The 19,286-nt window shown below is 65.2% G+C and carries 16 protein-coding genes and 1 pseudogene; 12 read left to right on the forward strand and 5 right to left on the reverse strand.

What is annotated here, in order from left to right; genetic code table 11:
- Nucleotides 1-111: 111 nt before the first annotated feature.
- Nucleotides 112-1,029, reverse strand: coding sequence for a LysR family transcriptional regulator (locus tag Q8Z05_RS17275; protein WP_305940804.1), 918 nt, complete (start codon nt 1,027-1,029; stop codon nt 112-114).
- A gap of 142 nt (nt 1,030-1,171) precedes the next feature.
- On the opposite strand from Q8Z05_RS17275, the gene Q8Z05_RS17280 reads away from it, so the two are divergent.
- Nucleotides 1,172-2,515 carry an MFS transporter gene (locus tag Q8Z05_RS17280; RefSeq protein ID WP_305940805.1) on the forward strand — a complete coding sequence of 448 codons (1,344 nt, stop codon included), beginning with the start codon at nt 1,172-1,174 and terminating at the stop codon, nt 2,513-2,515.
- A 53-nt stretch (nt 2,516-2,568) separates the two neighbouring features.
- On the opposite strand, the gene Q8Z05_RS17285 is transcribed toward Q8Z05_RS17280, so the two are convergent.
- The gene (locus Q8Z05_RS17285) at nt 2,569-4,152 is read right to left on the reverse strand and encodes an amidohydrolase (protein WP_305940806.1); all 1,584 of its coding nucleotides are present in this window, start codon (nt 4,150-4,152) and stop codon (nt 2,569-2,571) included.
- A gap of 277 nt (nt 4,153-4,429) precedes the next feature.
- Between Q8Z05_RS17285 and Q8Z05_RS17290 the strand changes: the two genes are divergently transcribed.
- The 7 genes and pseudogenes from Q8Z05_RS17290 to Q8Z05_RS21550 all read left to right on the forward strand — a co-directional run.
- Nucleotides 4,430-6,043 (forward strand): ABC transporter substrate-binding protein, encoded by a 1,614-nt coding sequence (locus tag Q8Z05_RS17290; protein WP_305940807.1) that lies wholly within the window; start codon nt 4,430-4,432, stop codon nt 6,041-6,043.
- A gap of 14 nt (nt 6,044-6,057) precedes the next feature.
- The gene (locus Q8Z05_RS17295) at nt 6,058-7,089 is read left to right on the forward strand and encodes an ABC transporter permease (protein WP_305940808.1); all 1,032 of its coding nucleotides are present in this window, start codon (nt 6,058-6,060) and stop codon (nt 7,087-7,089) included.
- A complete protein-coding gene (locus Q8Z05_RS17300; RefSeq protein WP_305940809.1) occupies nt 7,079-8,773 on the forward strand; it encodes a dipeptide/oligopeptide/nickel ABC transporter permease/ATP-binding protein in 1,695 nt (564 codons plus the stop codon). The genes Q8Z05_RS17295 and Q8Z05_RS17300 overlap by 11 nt, the downstream gene beginning before the upstream one ends.
- On the forward strand, nt 8,770-9,585 hold the full coding sequence (locus tag Q8Z05_RS17305; RefSeq protein WP_305940810.1) for an ABC transporter ATP-binding protein: 816 nt from the start codon (nt 8,770-8,772) through the stop codon (nt 9,583-9,585). The genes Q8Z05_RS17300 and Q8Z05_RS17305 overlap by 4 nt, the downstream gene beginning before the upstream one ends.
- A 149-nt stretch (nt 9,586-9,734) precedes the next feature.
- Complete coding sequence (locus Q8Z05_RS17310) at nt 9,735-10,961, forward strand: M20 metallopeptidase family protein (RefSeq protein WP_305940811.1); 1,227 nt, start codon at nt 9,735-9,737, stop codon at nt 10,959-10,961.
- Nucleotides 10,962-10,994: 33 nt separating this feature from the next.
- Complete coding sequence (locus Q8Z05_RS17315) at nt 10,995-12,335, forward strand: MFS transporter (RefSeq protein WP_305940812.1); 1,341 nt, start codon at nt 10,995-10,997, stop codon at nt 12,333-12,335.
- Between the two features lie 384 nt (nt 12,336-12,719).
- Nucleotides 12,720-12,872: pseudogene (locus Q8Z05_RS21550) on the forward strand (IS481 family transposase); the annotation flags it as partial.
- Between the two features lie 466 nt (nt 12,873-13,338).
- Here Q8Z05_RS21550 and Q8Z05_RS17320 read toward each other — a convergent pair.
- From Q8Z05_RS17320 to Q8Z05_RS17330, 3 genes are all read right to left on the reverse strand, one after another.
- Nucleotides 13,339-13,470, reverse strand: a complete 132-nt coding sequence (locus Q8Z05_RS17320) for a hypothetical protein (RefSeq protein ID WP_305940813.1) — start codon at nt 13,468-13,470, stop codon at nt 13,339-13,341.
- 210 nt (nt 13,471-13,680) lie between these two features.
- Nucleotides 13,681-14,952 carry an SLC13 family permease gene (locus tag Q8Z05_RS17325; RefSeq protein ID WP_305940814.1) on the reverse strand — a complete coding sequence of 424 codons (1,272 nt, stop codon included), beginning with the start codon at nt 14,950-14,952 and terminating at the stop codon, nt 13,681-13,683.
- A 3-nt stretch (nt 14,953-14,955) separates the two neighbouring features.
- Entirely contained in the window at nt 14,956-15,702 is a 747-nt protein-coding gene (locus tag Q8Z05_RS17330; RefSeq protein ID WP_305940815.1) for a GntR family transcriptional regulator, read from the reverse strand.
- A 75-nt stretch (nt 15,703-15,777) separates the two neighbouring features.
- On the opposite strand from Q8Z05_RS17330, the gene Q8Z05_RS17335 reads away from it, so the two are divergent.
- The 4 genes from Q8Z05_RS17335 (at nt 15,778) to Q8Z05_RS17350 (ending at nt 19,284) form a co-directional block, all read left to right on the forward strand.
- Nucleotides 15,778-16,665 carry an amidohydrolase family protein gene (locus tag Q8Z05_RS17335; RefSeq protein ID WP_305940816.1) on the forward strand — a complete coding sequence of 296 codons (888 nt, stop codon included), beginning with the start codon at nt 15,778-15,780 and terminating at the stop codon, nt 16,663-16,665.
- A 172-nt stretch (nt 16,666-16,837) separates the two neighbouring features.
- Nucleotides 16,838-17,734: a helix-turn-helix transcriptional regulator gene (locus tag Q8Z05_RS17340; RefSeq protein ID WP_305943608.1), complete on the forward strand. Its 897-nt coding sequence runs from the start codon at nt 16,838-16,840 to the stop codon at nt 17,732-17,734.
- A gap of 58 nt (nt 17,735-17,792) precedes the next feature.
- Nucleotides 17,793-18,458, forward strand: coding sequence for an SDR family NAD(P)-dependent oxidoreductase (locus Q8Z05_RS17345; protein ID WP_305940817.1), 666 nt, complete (start codon nt 17,793-17,795; stop codon nt 18,456-18,458).
- Between the two features lie 58 nt (nt 18,459-18,516).
- A complete protein-coding gene (locus Q8Z05_RS17350) occupies nt 18,517-19,284 on the forward strand; it encodes a glucose 1-dehydrogenase (RefSeq protein WP_305940818.1) in 768 nt (255 codons plus the stop codon).
- The last annotated feature ends 2 nt before the right edge of the window (nt 19,285-19,286 follow it).

Consider the following 19,286-nt stretch of genomic DNA (forward strand, 5'->3'; position numbering starts at 1 on the left):
CTCCCGAGTTGTGTGGGTGTTTCATTGCGTTCCACCAAGTATCGGAAGCTAATTCCATGCTGTCTAATGTCTATTTAGTCGCTCTACCATGCCTGCTAGGCATAAAGCTGACTACACCCTGGCGTCGTCCTTGATGACTGCGCCCTGCTGGTTGAGGAAAGCTCGGATCCGCCGGGCCACTGCCCGGATGGTGTCCTCCGCGAAATGGCCCGGGATCCAGGCGGTATGTAGCGGAAGGCGCAATGCGGGCCCCGGACTGGCCTCTGTGCCCGCCAGGATTCTGATGGGGTGGGTGCCATAGGCAGGCAGGTCAGTGGTGACGCCAATCCCATGCCCGGCCGCCGCCAGCGCCATGATGGTTTGCCCGTCGTCGCATTCGGAGACCTGGCGGAAGCTTAGGTGGGCCTGGTTGAGGGCGTCGTCCAGGATATAGCGGCTAACGCTCTGGTGGGAGGGCAGGATGGCATGCTGGACGGACAGGGCGGAGAGCGGAAGTTCGGTGACGCCGTCGCGGGCCCATTCGTGGTCCGCAGCCACATAGGCGGTCAACGGGATGCTGCCCAGCGGCATGGTGGTCAGCCCCGGCTCCGGCGCGGCAGGGGAGACGGCGAAATCGCAGCCGTGCAGCAGCGCTTCGGCAATGGCGAAGTGGCTGGTCTCCTGCGTAATGATGAGTGGATCCTCGGGCCCAGTGGTGGCGATGTAGGGCGCCAAGAACCCGCGGACCGAGGCCGCCGTGGCCGCTGCCACCAGGGTGGTCACGCGTCCGGTGCGCAGGGCGTCCGCGGCAGCTTCCATGCCTTGGGTTTCCACCATGAGACGTCGGGCGGCCGGGATGAATGCCCGTCCGGCGGGCGTCAGGGCCAGCTTGTTGCCCTGGGCCTCGAAGAGGCGTAGCTTGAGCTCGTTTTCCAGGGTCTTTATCTGCCGGCTGAGGGCAGGCTGTGCGATGTGGATCCGTTCGGCAGCGGCGGTCACTGTACCGGCGTCCACGACGGCAAGGAAGTACTGCAGGCGGCGAAGGTTCATGGAAACAGCATGCTCTTTGGGTATACCTAAACGCAAGAAGAAGTATTGGCGGGTATGTAACACCTCACAGTACGTTTCATGGGACAGAGCCATCGGCGCTCTCACAGCCCATCAACATTGCACCGCCATTTGAGGACCTCCCATGACACATCAAGAATCACGAGCGGCGAGCTCCCCGGCCGCACCACCTGCAGCGTCGCCTGCCCCCGCACCGCCAGTGCCCGCAGGCGCCCCGTCCAGTCCCGGCAAGGTGGTGGCCGCCGCTTTCATCGGCACGGCGCTGGAATGGTACGACTTCTTCCTCTTCGGAACCACCGCCGCAATCGTCTTTGCACCGTTGTTCTTCCCCGGCAGCGATCCCGTGGCCTCCACCGTCGCAGCATTCCTCAGCTTCAGCGCAGCGTTCATCGCCCGGCCCGTCGGCGCGCTCATCTTCGGCCACGTCGGGGATAAGTACGGCCGGCGCGGCGCCCTGGTGGCCACCGTGATGATTATGGGAGCCGCCTCCACGCTCATGGGGCTGCTGCCCACCTACGAAACGGCCGGCGTCGTCGCCCCCGTTCTGCTGACTCTCCTGCGTGCGGTCCAGGGCATTGCCACCGGCGGCGAGTGGGGCGGTGCCACCCTGATGGCCATCGAGTATGCCCCGGCGAAACGCCGCGGGCTGTACGCGGCCCTGGTCCAGCTGGGGTCGCCGGTAGGCACGCTGCTGTCCACAGGTGCCATCACGCTGGTGGCCCTGCTGCCCAGGGACGACTTCATGGCCTGGGGCTGGCGGCTGCCGTTCATCGCCTCAATTGTCCTGGTGGCCGTGGCACTCTGGCTCCGCTGGAACGTGGAGGAGACGCCGGAGTTCCAGGAACTCAAAGCCACAGACAAAACCACAAAGGCCCCGGTCATCGAACTGTTCCGCCAGTACAAAGCGAAGCTGGCCATCGGCGTGTGCACCTACCTGGTGGGCAACGCCGGCTTCTTCATCCTCACCACGTTCATGATCAGCTACGTCACCCGGGTCCTGGGCCTGCCGTCAACCGTGATCCTCACGGCCATGACTATCGGCGCCGTGGCCCAGATGGTCATGACCGTGCTCGCCGGCCGCCTTGCCGACCGCTTCGGCGCGGCACGGGTGGGTATCATTGGCTACTCGATCTTCATTGCGCTGGCCTTCCCCATCTTCTGGCTTGTGGACAGCAGGGATCCGGGACTGATCATCCTGGCCATGGTGCTGGCCTTCGGCCCCTGCGCCATCACCTACGCCATTATCGGCGCACTAATCGACAGGCTCTTCCCGGCGCAGGTCAAATACACCGGCATGGGGTTGTCCGCCAACCTGTCCGCCGTCGTGGCCGGGTTCATGCCGGCGCTCGCCACCGTCTTCCTCACCTTCTCCGGCAACGCGTCGTGGGGACCGGCCTCGCTGCTCGTGGTCATCGGCCTGATCTCCCTGGGCGGCGCCATCGCCACCTCGAAGGTGCGGGCAGACTAGCTCAGACTCCCGGGTCAGGCGCCCAGCTCACCCGCCCGGCTGCGCCGGCCGGCTCAGGCGTCCCGCCGGTATCGCACAGCCCCGCCGGTGACGGTCATGTGGACCATGGTGTCCCTGATCCCGGCGGCGTCTGTCGTGAAGATATCGGTGTCCAGTGCCGCGAAGTCCGCGAGCATTCCGGGGGCTAGCGTGCCCTTGAGCGCCTCCTCGCCGGAGGCGAACGCCGGGGCTACGCAGTAGGCGTGCAGGGCCTCAGCCAATGAGATTCGCTCCTGCGGTTCCCACCCGCCGTCGGGCTCCCCGGCGGCGGTGGTCCGCGTGATGGCGGCGTGCAGACCGTGGAACGGGTTGGGAACTTCCACGGGGGAGTCGGAGCCGAAGGCTACCATGGCGCCGGCGTCCAGAAGGCTCCGCCAGGCGTAGGACGCCAGGCCCCGGCCCTCAACCATGCCCAGAATGGGCAGGTCGCTGGGGCAGTGCTGCGGCTGCATGGACGCCACCACACCCAGTTCGGCCACCCGCGGGACATCCGCGGGCTGCAGGAACTGCACGTGCTCGATCCGGTGCCGCAGGCCGTTCAGCGCGGTGGTATCCCGAATTGGGGCCAGGGCGTCCAGCACCAGGGTGTTGGCGCGGTCGCCAATGGCATGCACTGCGACGGCGATGCCTGCCTCCGCCGCCCGGCCGGCCAGCGCCAGCAGCTCAGGATAGGCCGTCACCTCCACGCCGTGGCCGGTGCCGCCCGGGAAGGGCTGGCTCATGTGGCACGTGTGTGATCCCGCAGCGCCGTCGGCAAAGATCTTCACGGCCCCGTGACGGATCCAGCTGTCACCCTGGCCGGTCCTGATGCCGGCTGCGATGGAGGCCTCAAGGTCGTCCTGGGCCAGCAGCTTGTGGACGCGCAGGGTCAGCTCTTCCTCCTCACGCAGGGTCCGGTAGGCGGCCAGGGCATCAGCGCTGTCGATATCGTGGACGCCGGTGATGCCCAGGGACAGCAGGTACCGCTGCGCCTCCCTCAGTTGCTCCGGAAGGTTTCCGGAGACCCCCGACGCCGCCAATTTCCGCACCGGGTAGACGGCGCTTTCCCGCAGGATTCCGGTGGCCTCACCGCCGGCGTCGCGGACTATTTCCCCGCCCGCCGGGTGGGGTGTGTCCCGGGTGATGCCCAGCTGCTGCAATGCCTGCGAGTTGGCCCAGACCGTGTGGCCGTCCGCGCTGGTGAGGGCCACGGGATTGCGCGGGCAGACCGCGTCCAGGCTGGTCCTGTCCGGCTGCACCGGAACCTGCCATTTGTTGAAATCCCACCAGCCGCCCAGGATCCACTCGCCTGCCTGGTACCGCGGCAGAACGGCGCCGATTCCAGCCAGCGCTTCGGCCAGGCTGCCCGCGCCCCGCAGATCCAACTCGTGCATGGACCTGGCCAGGCTGGCGGTGTGGATGTGGGCGTCGGTCAGACCCGGAATCACGACGGCGTTGCCCAGGTCCATGGTCTTGGTTCCGGCGGGTGCGTGGGCACGGAGTTGGGCTGACGGCCCGGCCCCCAGGATGACGCCGTCCGCCACCAGCAGGGCTTCGACGCGGGGCTGGGCCGGGTTGAGGGTATGGAAGATCGCATTGGCAAAGAGGGTTGGGGTCACCGGAACAGGGTAAGCGTGCCACCCGCGGTTTCCCGCCACCGGGTCCGCAACAAACGGGTCATCTGGCCGTGCCCCGGTGCTGACCCTGGCCCGGATGACAGCCCCGGACCCGCTGGGGCCGCGGAACTCCGCGCTCCATGCCCGAACGGCATGACATCTGTAAATAATGAGTCTTAGACGTTCTGAGATGCGGCTCACATACTCGATTCTGCAGGTGTCCGCCGCCGCCACACGCCGCGGCCCCTGCGCTCGCATCGGACCAATCTAAGGACCCCTCGTGATTCAGACTTTCCCGCCCACCGCAGGCACTGCGGTCCGGCGCGGCCGCAGGCTCGCTCCGTTGGCCGCCGCTGCCGTGGCCATCGCCGTCGCCGCCACCGGCTGCACCACCGGCACCGCCACCACGGGTTCCACAGCCGGGCAGGCCTCCACCGACACCATCCGGACCGTGGTCAACGCCGACCCCACCAGCTTTGCTCCGGTAGAGGTCCGCAACGCCGACGACTACGGCATCAACCGCCTCCTCTTCTCCACGCTGGTACGCCGCGACGAGAACAACAAGATCGTGCCGGACCTCGCCACCAAGTGGGACATCACCCCCACCCAAGGCACTTTCACCATCCGCAGCGGTGCCACCTGCGCTGACGGCACGCCCATCACCGCAGCCGTGGTGGCGGAATCGCTCAAAGTGTTCGCGTCCCCGGACAGCAAATCCAGCTTCCGTCCGCTCGTCCTGGGCGAAGGGCCCGCCACCGTCACGGCCGATGACGCCGCCGGCACCGTCACCGTCAAGCTTGCCCAGCCGTGGACAGACCTCCTCCAAGGACTGTCCCTGCACGCCACCGGCATCGTCTGCCCGGCCGGCCTCAAAGACCCCAAGGCGCTGACCGCCGGGGACATCCCCGGGGCGTTCTCCGGTCCCTACACCCTGACCAAAAAGCAGCACGGCGTGGCCTACACCTTCACGCTCCGCGAGGACTACAAGGCCTGGCCCGAGTACCAGACCGAAATCGAGGGCACCCCGGCCAGGATCATCGAAGCCAGCGTCAACGCCAACGCCAGCGCCGTGTCCAACGAACTCCTCACCGGCACCAAAGACCTTGCCACCATCCGTGGCAAGGACGCCACCCGCTTCGACGGCAACAAGGACTTCAGCACCCAGGTGATTCCCCAGGGCAGCCTGTACGTGATGTTCAACGAACGCCCCGGCCACCCCTTCACCGACCCGGCCCTCCGCAAGGCCGTTGCCCAGGCTCTGGACTCCACCGCCTTCAACCAGGCGGCCTCGGGTGGCCTCGGCGAGCTCTACTCCTCATTCGCCCATCCGGGCGTGCCGTGCTCCAACAAGGACACCGGACTGCTCATCAAGTCAGACCCCGCAGCGGCGAAAGCCACCCTGGCCGGCGTCAAGATCCGCATGGTCGGTGCACAAGTCTTCGGCCCCAACGGCGCCGCCAACACCTACGTTGCCGAGGCGCTCCGCACAGCCGGTGCCGACATTGAACTGCGAAACGTGGACCTGGCCACCTGGAGCACGGACCTGACCCAGAAGCTCGACACCTGGGACATCACCGTGATGGGCGGCATCAACGCCGGGGGCACCATGTACGGGGCGCTATCCACGGTCATCGGAACCCCTGTGGAAAAGGGGGGCCTCAACTGGGGCGGCCTGGAGAACCAGCCCGTCCTTGACCTGGTGTCCAAGGCCATGACCCAAACCGATGACGCCGAGCGTTGCGGGACCTACCAGGAAGCACAGAAGCTCATGATCAGCGAGGCCCACGTGATCCCGCTGGCCAGTCTGCCCTCCCAGGTGACCATCCGCTCCGGCTTCGCCATGCACACCATGAATGGCCAGCCGGACGAGAGCACCATGCGGATCACGAAGTAGCCGGTCAACAGCCCATGACTGCTCCCAGCATTGCTGAAGCTTCCCGCACTCCCGGCTCCGGTGCCGGGAGTGCGGGAAGCCGCTACCTCCGCCACCCGTGGGTGGGATTCTCGCTGCGCCGGCTCGCCGGGCTGCTGCTCTCCTTCGCCGTCCTGGTGACCGTGACGTTCCTGATTGTCCCGCTGATCCCCGGGGACCCGGCCGTCATCGCCGCCGGTGAAGGCGCCAGCCCCAACCAAATCGCCGCCGTCCGGGCGGAGCTGGGCCTCGACCTGCCCCTCCTCACCCAGTTCCTGAACTACGTTTCAGGCGTCCTGCGCCTGGACATGGGTGCATCGTTCATCAGCGGCGAAAGCGTGTCCGCCCTGATCTTCACGCGGTTCCCGTTCACCGCGGAGATCGCACTCCTGGCCATCGCGCTGGTCCTGGCCATTGCCGTGCCGCTCGGAATGACCGTGGCAATCCTGACCCGCGGCGGCCGTAACAGATGGCTGGACACCGGATTCAACTTCGTCACCAGCCTGATCTACTCCGTTCCCCAGTACGTGGTGGCCACCCTCTTGGTGGTGGTGTTTGCCGTGACCCTTCGCTGGTTCCCGGCAGCCGGTGCGGCAACCTTGAACTCGCTGGTGCTGCCCACTGCCGCCCTGATGCTGGGGCCCGCGTGCGTGATCTCGCGGATCGTGCGGCGCGAAACCGCGGCGGTGCTTGAAAAGGACTACATCCGCACGGCCCGCGGCTGGCGGTTCAGTGTGCTGCGGACCAACGCCCGCTACGTCCTGCCGAACCTGGTGACCACTACGCTGACCCTCTCGGGCCTGATCCTGGCCGCGCAGCTGGGCGGCGCCGTGGTGATTGAAACCGTGTTCGCCTGGCCCGGGCTGGGGCAGGGAATCGTCAACGCGATCCTGCAGCGCGACTACCCAGTGATCCGGGGCATCATCCTGGTCCTTGGGCTGCTGGCCACTCTCATCATCATCCTGGTGGACTTCATCCTGGCCATCATCGATCCCCGCAACCTCGGAGGAACCACCCATGACGTCTAGGTTTAGGAGCCGGGAATTCTGGACTCCAGCCATGGTGACCGGCGCAGTGCTGATGACCGCCCTGATCCTCGTCGCCGCCCTTGCCCCGCTGACGCTGAAGCAGGCAGCCGAGCAGCTGACCCCCAACGCAGCCCAGGCACCCAGCGCCGCCCACTGGCTGGGCACCGACGACTTCGGCCGCGACCTGCTGGCCCGCGCGCTCGTGGCCACCCGGCTGACCCTGCTCATGACCGCCGGGGCGGCCGCGATCACGGTGCTCGCCGGCGTCGTCATTGGCCTTGGCATCTGGTTATCCGGCCGGCGCGTCCGGGAGGCGTCCCTGCGGGTACTGGAAACCGCAGTGGCCTACCCCAGCCTGATCTTCGCCCTGGTGATCGCCGCGGTGCTTGAACCCGGTGTTTCCTCGGCGGTCATCGCGATCGGGATCGCCGGGATACCCGGCTTCGCCCGGATCACGGCAAACCTGGCCTCCTCCGTGTCCAGCAGCGAGTATGTGGTCACAGCCCGGCTCCTAGGTGTCAGCCCGGTCCGCATCGCCGTGCGGCACATGCTGCCGAACATGGCCGAGCCGCTGCTGATCCTATCCGGCACGGTGTTTGCCCTGTCCCTGGTGGAAATCTCCGCCTTGTCCTTCATCGGGCTCGGCGTGCAGTCCCCGGAGTACGATTTCGGCCGGCTCCTGAACGACAGCCTGGGCGCGCTGTACACCCAGCCGTTGGAAGCCGTGGGACCGTCCATCATGATCGCGCTGTCCGGCCTGTCAGTCATGCTGATCGGCGACGCACTGGCCTCCCATGCCGACCCCCGGGCCAAGCGAAGGTTCTTGCCCCGGGTCCTGCAGCGCAACCGCACCGTGACCGTCCCGGCCGCGGACGAAGCGCTGGTGCGCGTGGAAAACCTCCGGATCAGCATCCCGGGCCGCCAGGACCTGGTCAAGGGCATCTCCTTCACCATCCACACCGGCGAGGTAGTGGCGCTGGTGGGGGAGTCCGGCTCGGGGAAATCCCTGACGGCAATGGCCATTGCCGGCCTGCCCTCGGAGGACCTCGCCGTCGGCGCGGACCTGCTGCGGGTAGCCGATATGAACATGCTGGCCGAACCCAACCAGTCACGGCTGGCCAAGGAGATCAGCATCGTCTACCAGGACCCCGGCACTACGTTCAACCCGTCCCTGCGCATGGGGTCCCAGCTAACCGAGGTCCTGCGCACCCATCTGGGCATGGGCGGCGCCAAGGCCCGGAAGGTCATCACTGAGGCGCTCGCCGCCGTCAACATCACCGAGCCGGCCAAGCGGCTCCGCCAGCACCCGCACGAGCTCTCCGGCGGCATGCGCCAACGGGCCATGATTGCCGCGTCCATCGTCACCTCACCGACCCTGATCGTGGCGGATGAGCCGACGACGGCTTTGGACGTCACCGTGCAGGCGGAAGTTCTGCGCCAGTTCCGGCGCATCCACCGCGAGGAGGGGACGGCCATGCTGTTCATCTCGCATGACCTGGGTGTGGTGGAGGCGCTCTGCGACACCATCCTGGTGATGAAATCCGGCGAAATCGTCGAACGGCTGACGTCCGGACAGCTGGCTGCACGGGATGTCCACCACCCTTACACCAAGGCACTGCTGGCCGCGATCCCCGTCCTGGATCTCGGCCGCATGCCGGCCACCGCAGGAGCTGACACACCATGAATCCACACACCAACGTTGCCGTCGCTGAGGTCGGAGCCCGCGCGGGCGCTCCCGCCGCAGCAGTACGGAAGCTGAACGTCAGCTTTGGCTCCGCCCATGTCCTCAAGGACGTCACCCTGGCCGTTCCGGCGGGGCGGGTGGTTGGCCTGGTGGGCGAGTCCGGGTCCGGGAAGTCCACGCTGGGCAAGACGCTGGTGGGAATCAACCGGCCCACCAGCGGTGAAGTGCTCATCGGAAACAAGGACTTCACCACAGTGCACGGCGAAGCCCGCCAGCGGATGCGTCGGGAAGTCCAGTACATTCCCCAGGACCCGTACTCCTCGCTCAGCCCGCGGCGCACCACGGGCCAGACGCTGGCCGAGGCCCTGGACCCGCGGAGAGCCGACCCCGTCAGGCACCGGGACGCTATCGCCGCTGCACTGGAGCGCGTCAAACTGGACCCCTCCGCGGCGGACAAGTACCCGCATGAGTTCTCCGGCGGCCAGCGGCAACGGATCGCCATCGCCCGCGCGCTGATGCTGGAGCCAAAGCTGGTCATTGCCGACGAGATCACGTCGGCGCTTGATGTCTCCGTCCAGGCGGACATCATCCGGCTGCTGCAGGGAATGCGCGGCACCGTGGACAGCGCCATGCTGTTCATCTCGCACAACCTGGCCGTAGTGCAGGAACTCTGTGACGACGTGGTGGTGATGTTCCAGGGCCGCATCGTGGAACAGGGCACCATCGATGCCGTGTACCGCGACCCGCATCATGAGTACACACGCAACCTCCTGGCGTCCGTTCCCGGATCGCCCGAGTTCTCGCTGGACTGACGTTCTACCTCGCCCGGCCCGCTTCATGCCGGAACGGCATGCAATTCTTGCGAAATAGGTCATGGACGGCAGGTATCGCGGCTCACATACTCGAAGGAAGCAAAAACCACTGTTTAGTGGACAAACCGTACATCCGAAGGGAACACTCCGTGTCCGTCGCCCGAATTCTTGAAGACGCCCGCGAACTCCACGGCGAAGTCGTCCAGTTGCGCCACGACCTGCACCGCCACCCCGAACTGGGCCTGGACCTGCCCCGCACCCAGGAGAAGGTGCTGGAGGCAATGTCCGACCTGCCCCTCGAGATCACGCTGGGCAAGGGCCTCACGTCCGTGGGCGCGGTTTTGCGGGGCACCGCCGGTGACCCGTCCGCCGTCGACCGCCCCACTGTCCTGCTCCGCGCCGATATGGATGCCTTGCCGCTGCAGGAGGAAACCGGCGTCGGCTTCGCGTCCATGACGCCGAACCGGATGCATGCCTGCGGCCACGATCTGCACACGTCCATGCTGGTGGGCGCTGCGCGGCTGCTGGCCGAGCGGCGGCACCAGCTGGCCGGCGACGTCGTCCTGATGTTCCAGCCGGCGGAGGAACAGCTGGCCGGCGCCCCGATGATGATCGAGGAAGGCATCCTGGAGCTGTCCGGTCGCCAGGCCGACGCCGCCTACGGGCTGCACGTGTTCAGCGCCGGCGGCAACACCGGCCGGTTCGAAACCAAGGCCGGCGTTATGATGTCCGCCGCGGATGCGCTCTTCGTGAAGGTCATCGGCCGGGGCGGCCACGGCTCGGCGCCGCATCAGGCAAAGGATCCCGTCCCGGTGATGGCCGAAATGATCCTGGGCCTCCAGAACATGGTCACGAGACAGTTCAACGCCCACGATCCTGTGGTGGTTTCCGTGGGCATGGTCAAGGCGGGAGAGGCCATCAACGTCATCCCGGACATGGCCGAATTCGGTGCCAGCCTGCGGATGTACTCGGACGAAGCCCGCACCAAGATGCAGACCGCCATCCCGCGCCTGCTCAAGGGCATCGCATCAGCCCACGGGCTGGAAGTGGACATCAACTACCACGTGGGCGGACGCGTCACAGTCACTGACGCGGCCCACACGGCCTTCGCTGCTGAGCAGATCCATGAGCTCTTCGGCGCCGAACGCCACCACAGCCTGCCCGCCCCGCTAGGCGGGTCCGAGGACTTCGCCGACGTCCTGGCCCGGGTACCGGGCAGCTTCATCTGCCTGGACGCCACCCCGCTTGGTGGCGGCCCGGACGCAGCCTTCAACCATTCACCCCGCGCCACGTTCGACGACAGCGTGCTCGTGGACGGAACCGCTCTCTACACCCAGCTTGCCGTCGCGCGGCTGGCCCAGCTCGCCGCCGCCTAACCAGGCCTCCCGGCTCCCACCCAAGGAAACCCCATGACCCACGATTCAGCTACCCGCGCCCACGATCAGGTGGCCGAGGTTTCGGCCCACCTGAACCCCGTCGCTGTTGCGCACACCAGAGCAACGAAAGAGCAGCGGCAGACCCTTATCGCCACCGGTATGGGCAACGCCTTGGAATGGTACGACTGGGGGATTTACTCAGCCTTCGCCATCTACTTTGCCACCGAGGTGTTCAACCCCAGGGACCCGCTGGCCGCGCTCCTCGGCGCGATGGCCGTGTTCGCCGTCGGATTCGTCGCCCGGCCGGTGGGCGGCTTAGTGTTCGGCTGGCTGGCGGACCACCTGGGCCGCCGCGCCTCCATGATCTCCACGGTGGGCCTGGCATCCCTCGGTTCCCTGATGATCGGTCTGGTTCCCACATACAGTGCCGCCGGAGCCTGGGCCGCCGTGGTGCTTCTGACGGCCCGCCTGCTGCAGGGCCTGGCGCACGGCGGCGAAATGCCGTCCGCCCAGACGTACATCGCGGAGTCGGCGCCCGCGGCGCGCCGCGGCCTGTGGTCCTCGCTGATCTATGTTTCCGGGACATCCGGCATCGTTATCGGCCTGCTTTTCGGCTACCTCCTCAACCTGGTACTGAGCAAGCAGGACATGCAGGCTTGGGGCTGGCGCGTCCCCTTCATCATTGGCGCAGTGCTGGGCCTTTACACCCTCATCGCGCGCTCCCGGATGAAGGAGACCGAAGCGTTCACGGCCGCCAAGGCCACTGTCCGCGCGCCCATCTGGCCCGAAATCCGCCGGAACTGGCGCTCGGCCCTCCGTGTTATCGGCCTGGGCATCGGCGCCACCGTCTGCTACTACGTGTGGTCGGTGAGCGCAGTCCAGCAGGCCGTCCTGATCCACAAGATGGACCAGGGCTCTGCGCTGCTGGCAAGCGTCCTCAGCAACGTGGTCCTGATCATCTCCCTGCCCTTCTGGGGCAGGTTCTCCGACCGCTTCGGCCGCCGCGCCAGCATGATGATCGGCACCGGCACTCCCATTGTGCTGTTCCCGTTGCTCGTCAACACGGTGGGCCAGAGCTTCTGGTCCCTCTTCCTCCCGGCCACACTCATCCTGGTGCTGATGGGAGCCACGCTGGCCGTTACCCCGGCAGTCTTCGCTGAACTATTCCCCACCCGGATCCGCACCGTAGGTGTGGCGGTGCCGTACGCGGTAGCCGTGGCCATCTTCGGCGGTACCGCACCGTACCTGCAGAGCTGGTCCAACGCCGCCTTCGGGCCCTCAGCCTTCACGATTTACGTGGTTGCCCTGTTAATCATCTCCACCGTGGTGGCCTGGAAGCTCCCGGAAACCAAGGGCAAGGACCTAACGCAGTAACCTTTGGATCGGGAGGCCCGTAACACCGCCCCAGGAATGGCTCGCTGGTGACCGAAGGGCCGTTACGAGTGGGTCATCGGCAACGGCACCCCAAGGGGTGTCCGATCGTGGGGGCTGCTCCAGAGGTTGGCGCGAGGGGACGCCGAAGATATATAGAAGTGGACGGCCCGGCACTACCTGTTGGTATGCAGGCGGACCCGGTCGGAGCCAGACAAGGCCTCACCGTCTTCGCCGGTCCTCAGGGTGAAGGGCTGGCTTCTGACCGGCAGCAATAGGGGCAAGATGTTATGTCTCCGGACATGGGTGGCAGTTCTGCATCAGGACATCGGTGACAGTTCCGAGATTCTTGGTGGTGACACTTCTACCGTTCTAATGGATGGATGAGTGGGAGTTGAGCCTGTTGATCCTCGTGTCCGTTTAGCGATCTCGCCGTGGCCGGATGATCCGCCGCGTGCTGCCGTGACGTCGTTCTGCGCCGAGCATGGCATCTCCCGTAAGACGTTTTACGTGTTGCTGGGCCGGGCCCGGGCCGAGGGCCGGTCGCGTCGCTCTGACGGGTTCGTTTGCGGGCTGGGGCCTGGCCGCCGCCGGTCCTGTTCAGGTGTGTGGGGTGGCGGTTCAAGTCCCTGGCTAGTGGGCCTTCCACCTGCTGGTGTTGTGGGTTCTTTCGGTACCTCGTTTCGGTTCTGACGGGTTGGTCGAGGGTGGCCAACACCTATTCATGGTTCCGGGTAGCGGGTACTACCTGACCTGAGCGACTTTGGGTGCTGAACTTGCTTGGAAAGCTCCTCCTGGTCGTTTCGAGCGCTGGGAGCTCACCGTTTGTCCTGCCAAAGGGGGTGTGGACAGTGTCCACACTTACGTCTGCTTTATTGGAGGGCAGTAGCCGGCCGTGTCCGGTGTCGGGTTTGGATCCGTCGGGTTTCTGGCGACAATGCCAGAAAAGAAGAAACGGAGCCCAGCGACGGGCTGAGACCGTTGCCTGACGTCCGGTTGGCGTGTACTACATGCGTACGCGCTTTTGGACGTGGAGTTTGTCGGCGTGGAGGAACAGTCTGCGGGTGCCTGTCCCGTTCGGGGTGAACCAGAAGACGCTGCCGTCCAAGGCGACCATGTCGACGATTCGTGACGCCACGAGTTTCCCGTTCTCGTAGACATCTATCTAGTCGCCACGTTGTAGTCGTGTCCAGTTGGGGACCGGTTCTGTTTGTTGGGCTCGCATGGCCATCCTTCATTGTGCTGACCGGACGGAGCAGCGGGCTGATACTCACGTCGTTGGTGGGAGCTTTCGGGGACAAGCGAGAAGGCGGGCTGAGAGTTCAACCCGCCTTCTCTTGGCGGTGGGTTAGATTACGACGAATAGGAGCCAGGCCAGCAGGGGTGCTGCGACGATCATGGACATGCCCCAGATCATCATGCCGCGGAAGGTCTTTTCGCGTTTTTCTTCTTCGGTGTTGGCGACGACGAGTGCGCCGCCGGTGGAGAAGGGGCTGGAATCGACGGCGGACGCGGCGATGCAGAGGGCGATTACGAAGCCCAGAACGCCGATGGAGCCGGTAGTGAGCAGGGGTGCTGCCAGCGGGACGAGCACGACGAACATGGCGTTGGTGGAGGCGAAGGCCGATACCACGCCTGCCACGACCAGCATCATGAGTGCGGCGAGAAGGGGTGTGCCGATGCCGGCGACGGAGTTGGCGAGTTCTTTGATGATGCCTGCGGTTTCGAGCATGCTGATGTAAGTGACGATTCCGCCGATCAGGAGGATGACGTTCCAGCCGATGTGGCCGAGGGCTTCCTTGGAGTGCTGCGGGTAGAGGGCCGACAGGGTCACGGCGGCGGCGAGGGCGAGGAATCCGACGTCGAGCTTGAAGCCCAGGGCGCCGACAAGGATGCTGACCATCAGTACCAGGGTGACTATTTTCTGGCCGGTCCAGGTTTCGGTTTTCGTGATGGTTGCGGTGCCGCCGCCGAGGTAGGAGGTGGTGGGGTCAGCGGTCTCTTCTTCGCGTCCGCGGCGCATCAGCTCGGGTCCTCCGAGGAGGATGAACGCGACGGCGTTGATGACCACGTTGGCGATGAATGTCCAGAGGAAGAGCTGGCCTGCGTCGACTGAGATGCCGACTTTGTCCAGGACGCCGTCCACGATGTTGTAGTAGACGGCGATGGGGGAGAAACCGCCGGCGTTGGTGCCGTTGATGATGCACAGGCCCACGAGCAGTGGGTTGATCCTGTATCGCTGGGCGAAGGCAAGGCCGACGGGGATGAGGATGGCGTTGGTGGCTGCGGAGAGCGCCCCGGATCCGGTGATGATTGCGGCGAGGATGAAGAATACCCAGGGGACCAGGGCAACCCGTCCCCGAACAGCTCCCACCGCGCCTCCGACGATTTGGTCGATGGTGCCGTTGGCCCGGGCCATGCCGAAGAGGTAGGTCACGCCCAAGAGTGTGATGAGGAGGCTGCCTGGGAATCCGGAGGCGATTCCGGATGCCGTCTGGCCGAAGTACACGACGCCGAGGAGGAAGGCGACAACCAGGGCGACGGCGCCCATGTTGATTTTGCGCCACATTGAGAGGCCGAAGATGAGGACAAGGCCGGATACGGCCACGAGTTCTTGCATGGCTTAGTTGATCTCCACTTGGTATCGGAATGATGATGCCAGCCCGTAGGACTCGCGGTACTCGGCGACGTCGCCGGTGTGGGTGCGTGCGGTTCGGTTGATTTTGACGAGGGGGTCCCCGCTTTTGCAGTTCAGGAGTACGGCCTGGCCGTCGGTTGCCTGGGTGACCGAAAGTTCTTCGGTTGCGGAGCCGATGATGAGGCCGATCCGGTTTTCGTATTCCGGATACAGCAGGCTGCCGAGCTTATGGAGGTTAACGTCAGCGATCGGCTGAAATTGCGGCAGCGGGAGCCAGATGTCTTCGAGCAGGAAAGGGGTGTCCTGCCATAAACGAAGACGGTGCAGGTGCAATACCGGGGAATTATCCTGGATGTTCAGCGCGGCGGCGACGTGGGTGGGCGCGTCCTGCGTGTTCCGTTCTAGGATGCGGCTGCCGGGGGTCTGTCCGGTCCCTTCCTGCATCCGGAAGAAGCGGAACAGGGAGTGCTGGAATGTAGCACGGCGAACATACGTGCCGCGTCCCTGGTGGCGTTCCAGGATCCCGTCAGCGGCGAGCTCTGCAAGGACGCGCCGCAGCGTTCCCACTGAGATGCCGTACTCCGCAGCCAAGGCAGACTCGGGGGGCAGCGGTGTTGTGCTGGCCCATTCGTTTGCCCGGACGCGCCGGATCAGGTCGTCCTTGACCCGGGCGTGAAGCGGAAGCCGCTGATCAGTCTGGGCCAACGCCGGGGAGCTGGAAGCTTGTGTCATGCCTCACAGCGTAGAGCAAATTCCTATATAGGTCTAGTCCTGTAAAGGTTTACTGGTTTGGGTTATGGTTATCGCATGCTTCGACTGCCACCCGGCGCGATTGACACCCACGCGCACATCTTTGAGCCAACCCTTACGCCCGTGGCTGATGCCAGGTACGTACCGGATTACGCGGCCACCCTGGATCAGTACCTTGACGTGCTGAGCGCCCACGATGTGGATCGGGGCGTTCTTGTTCAACCGAGCTTTCTGGGATCGGATAACAGCTACCTCCTGTCCGCCCTCGTGGCCGCACCGGACCGGCTTCGCGGAGTCATCGTGGTGTCACCCGGAAACCTCCGCTCCGAACTCTCCGAAGGGAGAGTGGAAAACCTACACGGGGCAGGGATCCGCGGTGTCCGGCTAAATCTGATAGGCCAGCCGCTTCCGGACCTCGTGAATCCAGCATGGCAATCCGCAGCTGCCGCGATGGCAAAGCATGGATGGCACCTGGAAATTCAGGCTTCCGGGCAGCAGTGGCTCCACCTCGCCCCGGCCCTTCGAGCCTGGCCCGGGAAACTGGTCATAGACCACCTGGGACTTCCGCAACCTGAACATCCCGACGCCACCAACATGGTGCTTGAACTCGCCCTTCTCGAACATGTCTGGGTCAAAGTTTCGGGCCCGTACCGGTCCCCTCGCCAACAGGCCGAAATGATGTTCGCGGAACTCGTGCAGCGGGAAAGTTGCGCAGAAAGGCTCGTTTTTGGCAGCGACTGGCCGTTCACCAGGCATGAAGAACATACATTCACGGAAGTCCTGGCCTGGGCACAAGACCTGGTAGGAGAAGATCTTCTCCAAAGGATGATGACAACAAACCCTGCTTCCCTCTTCGGATGGCCGGCACTATCCGATGACCAAACCTCAAAGCCAATGCTCCATTTGTTAGCAGCGTCTGTAGACGTTAGTCCGTCGACACGTTAATGGGATCGCCGAGCGAACGCTCCCCACGCCGGGAGCATTGTATTGGTCCCGTGGGACCAGCATTTTCTGAAGGAGGGGGCAGGCTCGCCCTGAGCTCGTTCTGAGGGGGCACGCTATGAGAGGTCCTGGAAGGGACTCCCTCTTGCCCGGGGGTTGGCCTAGCGTGGACGGCATGGACAATCGAGCGGAAGTACGCGAATTCCTCGTTTCGCGGCGTGCCCAGGTTTCCCCGGAGCAGGTTGGCCTTCCTGCGGGGTCGAACAGGCGTGTTAAGGGTCTGCGCCGTAGCGAAGTAGCAATCCTTGCCGGTTTGAGCGTGGAGTATTACACCCGCCGGGAGCGCGGCGCGATCAGCGGCGCCTCTAGCCAGGTGCTGGAGAGCATCGCCAGGGCTTTGCGCCTGGACGACGCCGAGCGGGCGCACCTGTTCGACCTTGCGCAAGCGGCCAGCCCGGCCGCGCGGCCGCCGCGGCGGCGGAGCTCGAAGTCCTATGTGCCGCACCAGAGCCTGCAGTGGGCCCTTGATGCGGTCACGGCCGGTCCCGCGTTCGTTCGTAACGGCCGGATGGATCTGCTGGCCGGCAATCCCTTGATGCGGGCGTTCTATAAGGACTGCTATGACATGCCCGGCCAGCGACCGAACATCGCCCGGTTTACGTTCCTGGATGAACGGGCCCGCCGGTTCTACCCGGATTGGGATGCCTTCGCGGAGGTGACTGTTTCGATCCTGCGGACGGAGGCTGGCCGGGATCCGCGCAACAAAGAGCTCCATGACCTTATTGGTGAGCTGGGAACCCGCAGCGAGGAGTTCCGCAAGCTTTGGGGTGAGCATAACGTCCGTCATCACGGCACCGGGTTTAAGACCTTCAACCATCCCATCGTGGGTGAGATGACCCTGGCGTTCGAGGGGTTGGAGATGGCCGCCGAGCCGGGACTGACGCTCACGATATACACAGCAGAGCCCGGGTCGCCGTCGGCTGAGCGCATGCAGCTGCTCGCCTCGTGGGCGGCCAGCGAGTATGGGAATGCCTTCCAGGCTGAACCTGGAAGGTCCCGGCCAGAGAGCTGACGTGCCAGCCCGGCTCACCGGGCGCACCGTGCCCATGTACCTCCAGGAAAGAGAACACGTGAAAACCACCATCGCAATTATCGGTGCGGGGCCTGGCTTGGGTCTTGCCTCTGCCCGCCGTTTCGGAGCCGAGGGCTTCAACGTTGCCCTCCTCTCCCGTGCACAGGAACACGTAGACGCACTCGCCGCCGAACTGGCCAGCGGCGGGATCACCGCCCGCGGGTACGCCACGGACGTCCGTGACCAGGAAGTGCTCAACACCGCCCTTGCCCGGGCAGCCGAGGAGTTGGGGCCTATCGAAATCCTCCAGTACAGCCCCGTGCCGTCCAGGGACTATCTCCGGCCTGTTCTTGAGACAACGTCCGAAGAGCTGCGCTCGGCGCTTGAATTCTCCGCGCTTGGCGCTGCCGCTGCCATGAACGCGGTACTTCCCGGCATGCGTGCCCTGGGGCGCGGAACCGCCCTGTTTATCAACGGCTCCAGCGCCGTCCGGCCCAACCACAACTACGCCGGCACTTCCGCCGCCTTCGGCGCGGAATCCGCGTACGCCCAGATGCTCCACGACGCCCTGGCGCCGGAAGGTATCCACGTAGCGCAGCTCATTATCCCGTTGGGCATCGGCGGAGGCGACCCGGCGCACGAACCGACCGCCCTGTCCGAAACGCTCTGGCGGATCTACAGCGGGGGAACGGACTTCCGTACTTTCGTGACACCACTCGACTGAGTTTCACGAGGCTCAACCGCAGGGTTGGGCAACGGTTGCAGATGGATAGGAAAGAACTATGAACATGGTCAGCTATGACTTCAACGGCAAGGTTGCCTTCGTCACGGGCGGGAGCGCGGGGATGGGCGCAGCAACAGCGCGGGCGTTCGCCGAGGTCGGGGCCGCCGTTGCGATTGTTGATCTCGACGGCGGCGCGGCCGAGCGGTTCGCGGCTGAACTCAATGCCGCAGGCCACCGTGCCCTCGCCATTCAATGTGATGTCTCCGACGAAGCGGTGGTGCAAATGGCCGTCGCCCGCACAGTGGAAGCATTCGGCAGGCTCGACATGGCGTTCAACAACGCGGGGATCATGCTTCCGCCGGTGGACTCTGCAGAGGAGACGGCCGAAGCGTTCGACAGGATCGTCGCGGTCAACCTGCGCGGCGTGTGGGCGTCAATGAAGCACGAGTTGGTGCAGATGCGGAAGCAGGGATCCGGCGCCATAGTGAACTGTTCGTCGCTCGGAGGGCTCGTTGGAGGCAGCGGCCGGGCCACCTACCACGCGACCAAACACGGGGTGATCGGACAGTCCAAGAGCGTCGCGCTGCAGTACGCGCCGCTCGGAGTGCGGGTCAACGCTGTATGCCCCGGGACGATCGAAACGCCGATGGTTGCCAGGATGACCGCTGGGGGAGAGCTGGATCCGGAAACCGCGATTCCGTCCATCCCGCTGGGCAGGCTCGGACTGCCCGAGGAAGTAGCCGCAGCTGTCCTGTGGCTCTGCAGCGATGCCGCCAGCTATGTCACCGGCGTTGCCCTTCCGGTTGACGGAGGCTATACGGCCTAGGG

This window comes from Arthrobacter oryzae (assembly GCF_030718995.1).
Lineage (GTDB): Bacteria > Actinomycetota > Actinomycetes > Actinomycetales > Micrococcaceae > Arthrobacter > Arthrobacter oryzae_C.